This is a genomic window from Deltaproteobacteria bacterium, assembly GCA_030654105.1.
GTDB lineage: Bacteria > Desulfobacterota > SM23-61 > SM23-61 > SM23-61 > JAHJQK01.
This window is the reverse complement of sequence record JAURYC010000081.1, coordinates 1-7,664: the sequence shown is the minus strand read 5'-3', so window position 1 is coordinate 7,664 and position 7,664 is coordinate 1. Positions and strand designations below refer to the sequence as shown.

General features: G+C 48.2%; 8 protein-coding genes and 1 pseudogene. 1 reads left to right on the top strand and 8 read right to left on the bottom strand.

The features are described 5' to 3' along the window. Window positions 1-321 (bottom strand): type IV pili twitching motility protein PilT (locus tag Q7V48_03150; GenBank protein ID MDO9209733.1); only part of this gene is annotated, 321 nt, incomplete at its 3' end. Between the two features lie 187 nt (window positions 322-508). Here Q7V48_03150 and Q7V48_03145 point away from each other — a divergent pair. Further along, window positions 509-1,585 (top strand): annotated as a pseudogene (locus Q7V48_03145) (transposase). Between the two features lie 750 nt (window positions 1,586-2,335). On the opposite strand, the gene gspN reads toward Q7V48_03145, so the two are convergent. The 7 genes from gspN to Q7V48_03110 all read right to left on the bottom strand — a co-directional run. Continuing rightward, window positions 2,336-3,058 carry a type II secretion system protein GspN gene (gene gspN / locus Q7V48_03140; GenBank protein ID MDO9209732.1) on the bottom strand — a complete coding sequence of 241 codons (723 nt, stop codon included), beginning with the start codon at window positions 3,056-3,058 and terminating at the stop codon, window positions 2,336-2,338. Between the two features lie 13 nt (window positions 3,059-3,071). Further along, on the bottom strand, window positions 3,072-3,587 hold the full coding sequence (gspM, locus tag Q7V48_03135) for a type II secretion system protein GspM (protein ID MDO9209731.1): 516 nt from the start codon (window positions 3,585-3,587) through the stop codon (window positions 3,072-3,074). Window positions 3,588-3,590: 3 nt separating this feature from the next. Next, window positions 3,591-5,105, bottom strand: a complete 1,515-nt coding sequence (gene gspL, locus Q7V48_03130; protein MDO9209730.1) for a type II secretion system protein GspL — start codon at window positions 5,103-5,105, stop codon at window positions 3,591-3,593. A 133-nt stretch (window positions 5,106-5,238) separates the two neighbouring features. Next, complete coding sequence (gene gspK, locus Q7V48_03125; protein ID MDO9209729.1) at window positions 5,239-6,207, bottom strand: type II secretion system minor pseudopilin GspK; 969 nt, start codon at window positions 6,205-6,207, stop codon at window positions 5,239-5,241. After that, window positions 6,204-6,860, bottom strand: a complete 657-nt coding sequence (locus Q7V48_03120; protein ID MDO9209728.1) for a type II secretion system protein GspJ — start codon at window positions 6,858-6,860, stop codon at window positions 6,204-6,206. The genes gspK and Q7V48_03120 overlap by 4 nt, the downstream gene beginning before the upstream one ends. A 27-nt stretch (window positions 6,861-6,887) precedes the next feature. After that, on the bottom strand, window positions 6,888-7,271 hold the full coding sequence (locus Q7V48_03115) for a prepilin-type N-terminal cleavage/methylation domain-containing protein (GenBank protein MDO9209727.1): 384 nt from the start codon (window positions 7,269-7,271) through the stop codon (window positions 6,888-6,890). Continuing rightward, window positions 7,268-7,664, bottom strand: a 397-nt coding sequence (locus Q7V48_03110) for a hypothetical protein (GenBank protein ID MDO9209726.1), incomplete at its 5' end; no start/stop codon positions are given. The genes Q7V48_03110 and Q7V48_03115, both read right to left, overlap by 4 nt.

Here is a 7,664-nt window from a genome sequence, read left to right as displayed (position 1 = left end):
AAGCTCTTTCAGGTGGAGGTCAAAGGTTTGCATACCCTCTTGTTTGCCTGATTCCATCACTTTCTTTAATTGTCCGAGTTCCCCCTTCTGGATAAGTTCCTGGGCAAAGGCGGTATTAATGAGAATCTCCAGCACGGGAAGGCGCTTCCCGGATTCTGTGGGAATCAGTCGCTGACAAATGATGGCCCTCAAATTATAGGAAAGTTGAACCAGAATTTGAGGGTGATACTCCCGGGGGAAAAAATTATGCCACTGTTCATCGGTGAGGATCTGCCGGATGAGTTGCTGGGCATCTTCTGAAGAAAGGGGTTCCGGAGCCAAATCTTGAAGACTCCCTTCCACATTTTAACCTGATCTAACCTATTTACTTATACGGTGAGCCTCTTGCAAAAGTGTAAATAAGCAGTAAAAGGGGTGAGCTTCAAGGGTTCTTCCGTGTTATAGTTTTTTTGACAAAAAAATAATACAAGGAGAACCAATGAAGCTCAGAGAAACAATATCATGGTTAATGGGCACGCTGCAACGGAGTTTATTTCCGTATTTGGAGGAATGTTCGGGAACGCCATTAACCGAGAAGCAAAAGCAATTGATCCAAATTCTGGAAATCGTTCAAGTCGAGAGGTCTGTGCCCAAGACGGCCACCCATCAATGGATGGGACGAAAGGTCTTGGAACGAGAGGCCATCGCCCGTGCCTTTGTGGCCAAGGTGGTTTACAACTATCCGACGACTCGTTCGTTGATAACGGCATTACAAGAAACTCCCAACATACGGCAGATTTGCGGTTTTGCGAAAAGGTCCGACATTCCTTCGGAAGCGACGTTTTCCCGGGCTTTTCAGGAGTTTGCGGGCAGTGGGTTGGGCGACCGCGTTCATGACCTGCTGGTCAAAACCAATCTGCAATCGGAGTTGCTTGGTCATATTTCTCGGGACTCCACGGCCATCGCCGGGCGAGAAAAGCCGGTCCCCAAGCCCAAGAAGGAAAAGGCGGCTCCTCGCAAGAGAGGCCGTCCGGGCCGGGGAGAAATCCGCGAGCCCAAGCCGGAGAGTCGTTTGGTCCGTCAGGTGACCCAAGAGGTCCAAGAATCTTTGCAAGAGATTCCCGTAGGTTGCGACGTGGGGGCCAAGAAAAACGCTCAAGGCTACCTTGAAACCTGGGTCGGTTTTAAGTTTCATGCCGATGTCAATGACTGTGGGTTTCCGGTCAGTGTGGTTTTGACTTCTGCCTCGGTCCATGATAGTCAGGTGGCCATTCCTTTGATGAAGATAACCAGCAGCAAGGTGGACTATTTATAGGACCTCATGGATTCTGCTTATGATGCCCAGCCGATCTATGAAGTCAGCCGGGGGTTGGGACATGTGCCCTTGATCGACAAGAATCCGCGGGGGAAAGAAATCCTTCCTATGGCTCCCCATGAAGCCATTCGTTATAACGAGCGGACGGTGTCTGAGCGATTCAACAGCCGGCTGAAAGAAGAATTTGGCGGGAAAAATGTAAGGGTCCGGGGTTATGAGAAAGTGAAGCTTCATTTGATGTTTGGCGTCATGGCCCTCTTTGCGGATCATTTGATCAAGCTCGTAGGTTAAGACCTTTAAGCTGCCAAAAGAAGGTTGCGTACGGGAGGCCTATATGCCCAGTGGATAGAAACCCATCATCGAGAAGGCTTCTGAAGGAACTGAGATTCAAAAACCTGTACCCGATGCTCTCAAGTTCCTCCGGAAAAGATTTTTCGAAATCCTTTTCTGAGACTTTTGCAAGAGGCTCTCGTGATAGAAGATATAGGTTCCCTAATTGAATGCGGGCATCCAATAGTTCCGGGTCTACATCAACACTCTTGGTAAATTCAGAAAAAGCCTCTCGAAATTGCCCCGCCTTCAAATAGGCGAGGCCCAATTTGTAACGCGCCTTGGCATCCTTGGGTTCGATCTGGAGGACATTTTTATATTCAATAATTGCTTCTTTGAATTTATTTTCTGAAAAATATTTTTCTCCCCTTCCCCAATGGCGCTCTTTTTTGGCCTCCTTGCTGCAACCAGTTAGCATTGAAAGAACGAAACAGATAAGAATTACGAAAACATAATTGAACCGCCGGCCGTGTTGAAAAGGCATTAATCCCCTTTCCTGCTCCTCATCGGCATTTTTATCTTTTATATCATATTTTTTCGAAAAGGGAAATAACTTAGTTGCTATGCTTTTTCGGCGAAGCGGGCGGTAAAAGAGGCCCCCACGGGGGAGAGGAGAAGGGTGAGGGGGCTTAACTGGGTTCCGGCTTGCGCCGGAATGACAGAAAGACGTATTTTCAGACTTTTTACGAAGCCGTCAAGTTTGTTGATCGGTTATTTTGAGGGAAGTTGGAATAATAGGCTCAGGTCCGGGAATGCGCCTTTTTCTAAGCCGGAAAGTGGAATTTGGAAATCTTTTAGAACGATTTCTTTCAAATCTTTTCCCGAACCCACCAGCCGTTTCACTCGTAGATTTCCTTCCTGGATTTGAATTTCAGCGCGAACCGTTTCCAATAGAGCTAAGGGAAAAGGAAGCCGAGGGTTGGGAATCCCCTGAATTTCCCCCCGCTGCAACAAAGCCCAGGCCTGCCCGTTCAACTTCTCAAAATTTTCTCCCACCCATTGAAGCGTTGCTTCCCCGCTCAACTTTACCGGCATGGAAAATTCGCTGGTCAAAAATGCTTTGATTTCCAAATTATTGAGCCGGATTTTCAATCGATTCTGGTTATTCTCCGCAACAAACTCGCATTGCAGGCGCTGCGAGGTCAACAAATCTTTTACATAGATGGCGGTTTTACCCAAAACAAAATTTATAAAATTCGGCTGCACGGTCAAATCAGGAATTTGCAATAATAACGTATTGGAACGAACATTGATTTTTTCAAGGTGAAGTTGTAAGGGGAAAGACGGCCCTACCCTTTCTATGGATAAATTTAATGGCAGCGTCTCTGCGAAGCTTTGGATGATCGCCTTTTTTACCCCTTCGTAGGGGAACTGCCATAAAAAAAAGAGGTAGAAAAGCGAAAAGGCAAAAAGAATATATCCGAAGATTGGCATAGATGATTTAATTTTACCCCTGATAGAATACCATCTGCAAGTTTACATCCAGCTGCCGCGGGGTTGTGTAGCGAGGTTTGATGGCCATCCGCGCAATCTGCAGCCCTCCGGGAGAGGACTGGACAAAATAAAGAAAGCGGGTCAAATGAGGGAGGTCTGTCTTCTCCATGGAAACTTCTATCGTCATGGTTTCTCCTCCGACCTTGGCGACAGGCGCAGGTTTTATAAAACGAATATTCTGGCGCAGACCGGACCGCTCAATCCAATTGTCGAGCCGGGAGAGGGGGGAGAGAGTCCGTTCGTTCACCGGAATCTTCTGGGCCATAACCGCTCTGGCCTGCTTAAGAGATTCGAACTCTTTTCTCAGCAGGCGGACCTCCTTTAATTCTCGCTCTTTTTGAGGAATCAGGCGCTCCAAATCTTGAGCCCGTTTGAAAGCGGGGTCGAACACCAAATAATAAACCAATAAAACTCCGAGGATGCCGGCTCCCCCGTATAGAAAGGCCTTTTCCCTCCCCGTAATTTTCATCTTTTAAATCCCTCTTTTCATCTGCAGCTTAAATTCGACCACATTCTCCAAGGTGCTGGCACGGGCTGTTTTCAATTGCACCTCCTTATAAAGAGACGATTTTTCCAGCCTGGATTTTACCTGGTTGATTGTTTCGAAAGAATCCGCCTCGCCGGTTACTTCTATCGCCTCGGGCTCGATGACGAGGTCTGTCACTCTGACTTTCCATCCCGGCTCAATGACTGTACTGAACTCGCGGAGGATTTCCAGCGGCGAGGCCGCCTTCGAGAGCCCTCCGATGGCATTCACCCGAGCCTTTTCTTCCCTTACCAAGTTTTTCATCTGTTGAATTTCATTGACAACCTTCTTGATTCCCGGCTGGGCCTGTAAAAATTCTTTGCGAATATCCGCTTTTAAATCCTGATATCTTCTTTCCTTTAAATGAAGGTCTACGGCAAAAGCGGCAATCCCCAAAACAGCCAGTAGAATTCCGTAGGACAGGAGGAGGGTCATCCGGGTTTTTGCTTTTTTGGCCTTCTTGGAAGACGCAAACTCTTCCTGTCGAAAATTAATTCGCTCTCCCTCCTTGATGGATCCCCCAAAAGCGGAGCCCAGGGCCACGGTGAGGATATGGTGGTATTCTTCGGGGACATTTTTCAATAAAGACTTAGAGCTTCCCTCCATATCCAGAATAGCGACCGCCCTGTGGAGAATTTCTCCAAATTTTTTTTCAAGGCCTGGCAGGGCCGTAGACCCTCCCGTGATGTATATTTTTTCAACCGGCCGACCATCTGGGTGGGATTCATACGCCATCAAGGTCCTTTGAACTTCATCGGCTAAGCGATTCAAGGCGGGGAGGATGGTTTCCTCTGTTCCTTTGGATTCCGGGGTGGTATTTTTTAACTTCTGTCCCGCTGGTAATTGCATGGCACTTCCGGCCACAGGAATAGACCGGACCAAGGTCAAAGTTGCGCGATGCCAGACAAGCATCGTGGTTTTCTCATGCCCCACATCCAAAAGAGCACCTGAAGAAACTTCATTCCCCAGGTTCGGCAGCAACCAGAAGAGGGCCATGGCTTCCGGAACCAAGCTTTCCGGGTCCAAGCCAGCCTCCTCCATTAAGGAAAAGTGCTCTTGCAGGTCTTCCTTGCGGGCGGCAAAAGCCATCGCTTGATTCCCATTCGCAGTCTCTTTCGACTGGTAAAAATCAACGATTACCTGATCCACTGGAAAAGGAAGCAAGCCCTCAACTTCAAATTTGATTACCTGCTGGTTCTTTTTTCTTTCCCGGAAAGGGAGCGTAACCCGATGGACCATCATGCGGTGTGAGGGAAGAGAAACGATTACATTTTCCCCGTCCTTGCTCCCGCCAGGGAATATCTTCTCCAGTATTTGAAGTTTCTCGCGAGGAGACTTTTCTTTTTCCGCATTGCCATAGGGATAAAACCCATAGTTCGTTACCCGGTATCCTTGCCAGGTACGCGCAAGCTCTACAGCTTTAATCCCGGTTGACCCAAAATCCAAACCCCAAGTTTTCATATTTATTCCAATACAAAATGCCCATTGAAAAATGGAAAATTATTATGTCATACAGTCATTGAGTCATTAGGTCATTGGTCATTTGCCTATTGTTTTTAACCTTTTACATTTTGCAATTTTACATTGATTATCATCATCCTGCTTTCCAGAAAAGAACCCTGGTTTTTCTTCCTTCTCTTTTGACCACCGTCTGCACCGCGGCCAGGGCATCGCGATAATATCCGAACACTCCGATGGAAAAAAAGTTACTCCGCACAGTAATTTCGCTGCTGATCTCCGCATAAATCTGGCCCCATCCCGGAACGGAACGGAGATCTTCGTTTTGGCGAAAGGGTTTTGCTGTGCGGTAGTCCAGCACCGCTTTCGCTGAGGATTGATCTACGCGCGGAGAAAGGCTCATGAGTATCGGAATGCTGGCTGTGTTGATGTTGATCTTCCCCTCGGAATAAATCGTTAAGTATTTTCCCAGCCCTTCCCGTTCCTCCGTCCCATAGAAAGTGGCCTCATCCATTTCCTTGATCAAAAGGATTTCTCCTAAGGAATCGAGAGGTCCGTTCTTAGTGGGGTGAGGGCGTTTCAGAGTTGGATAATATTCCCTTTCTGCACCGAAGGGCCTCTTCTGGTCATCCGGGTCCAGCCAATCCAGAATGGCATCAATCTTCTTGGGGTCGTGGCCTAATATTGTAAAGAGACGTTCCAGTTGGTTCTTCTTCTTCTGGTCTACAATCCCGTAGGCATCGATCAAGCCGTTGGGATTGAACTTGGAGCCCTCATCTGTAATCTGCCCGGTAAAATGGCCTTCATTGAAAAGCTGGGAAGAAAAAATGGCCAGGGTTTCGAACTGGGCCCATCTTTCATCCAGGGCATCATAGGATGGCTCATCTTCCTGGATCAAGGCCCGAGCTATCTCCACTCCTGACTGGGCGATATAGGATGCCTGGGTAAGGTCGCGGAAATTTCCGGCCAGGTTTGCCTCCACCCGCATGGCCCGGTTGAGTTCCAAACCCGTTACCACCAGGAGAGTGAGAATAAGAAGAGTCAATATCATAGCGACTCCCCTTTGATTTCTTGGCCAATAAGAACTCGAACTCACCTGCTTCATCCTTTTTCTCCGGCCAACGGCAAAAAGACCTGACTGCGAAAGGTATGGAGTTGATTGTGCGAATCTTCCAGGGTTAAATGAATCTCTATCCGAGCCGGAAGTTCATAGCGATGATTTCCCTCCAGGGAATTCCATTCCTTTTGGCTTTCCCCCTGGCGGGTGAAATATTTAAAACTCAGGCCCCGCACACCGTCGCGGATCGATAGGGTTCTCCCGCCCCGCTGAAGATCCCCATCCAGGGCTTCATCTTGACGCCGGAAAAGAGTAAGCCCCTTCCCTCCGGGTTCACGTTCCAGGAAATAGCCGATTTCCAGGATTTCTCCCTCCCCTTCCTGGATATCGGCATGGGGAGGAGCCAGAGAGGTAAAATCCAGCTGATCTTGATAATACTCCCCTTCTTTGCTGGTCCGTCCGACCAACCCGTAACGGAAAGCCGGGAGGGAATTCCCCGGATTGGATATAAAACCCCCTTTTAATTCCGCCCCTATTCTTTCCAGAATCAACCTGCCTTCCTGGATGACTTCCGCACGATCCCCGGCAGCTGCCATAACCATCATGGACTGGTTAAAGGTCATGTAAAGGAGGGTAAAGACGACAGCCAGGATGGCCAGGGTCATCAGGATTTCCAACAGAGTAAAGCCATTTTTCTTCAAATTAGTCTACCCAAACAAATCAAATTTTTATCTTTTGGCAAAGTAAGCTGTCAACTCCAGGCTGCGTTCCTGTTGTCCTTCCATCCATAAAACCCGGACCTGAGCTTTCCGGAGGTTCAGCACTTCGGTTAAACAAACGACCTGCTCCCACCGCAACATAGGAAATTCTTTACCGCCCGTTCCAGAGTCTTTTTTAGGTTCGGAAAAACCAATGCTTTCCAACTCAGCCATCTTTTCTTTGGCCAGCAAGGTGGCCAGGGATATCTGGCTCGCTTCATCAACCAGACGGACGCTGCTGCCTTGAGCCCGCAGGAAGGCCACTGCGACAATCGAAAGGATTGCCAGGGCAATCATGACTTCCAAAAGGGTAAAGCCCCTTGGTCTGCAGGAGGGAATGGTTTTAGGGATCATCCTCTAACCCTTTCCAGGTAGCCGGCTGCTACTTCAACTTTTCCGCCCAGAGGGTTTACGAAAATGGTAAAAACCTCTTGATCGCTTTTTTTAAGATGGATGGTGCATTCCTCGGCCCAACCTGTAGGTGAAAATTCCACATAAGCATTCCCCTCCCGGACCTTGCCCCTTTCTGAATGGACTACATCCAGAAAAATCACGCCGGGAGGAAGATAGATTGCCTGTCCGGATGAGGAAGGATCTCGGGAGAATTTCCCTTTTTCTTTTTCCACGGTCACCCAAAAAGCGTTTTCCTTTACATCAATATTCAGGCGGTGTTTAAGTTTTGTGGTCGCGGCTTGACTTTGAGCATACCGCAGAGTTCCGACAAAGCTCAAAACGGCCTTTTTGAAG

Bases quoted from the DNA above. Each gene is read 5' to 3' on its own strand.
- gspL (MDO9209730.1), bottom strand. From the start codon at position 5,105: ATGAAAACTTGGGGTTTGGATTTTGGGTCAACCGGGATTAAAGCTGTA.
- Q7V48_03115 (MDO9209727.1), bottom strand. From the start codon at position 7,271: ATGATCCCTAAAACCATTCCCTCCTGCAGACCAAGGGGCTTTACCCTT.
- gspK (MDO9209729.1), bottom strand. From the start codon at position 6,207: ATGAAGCAGGTGAGTTCGAGTTCTTATTGGCCAAGAAATCAAAGGGGA.
- gspN (MDO9209732.1), bottom strand. From the start codon at position 3,058: ATGCCAATCTTCGGATATATTCTTTTTGCCTTTTCGCTTTTCTACCTC.
- gspM (MDO9209731.1), bottom strand. From the start codon at position 3,587: ATGAAAATTACGGGGAGGGAAAAGGCCTTTCTATACGGGGGAGCCGGC.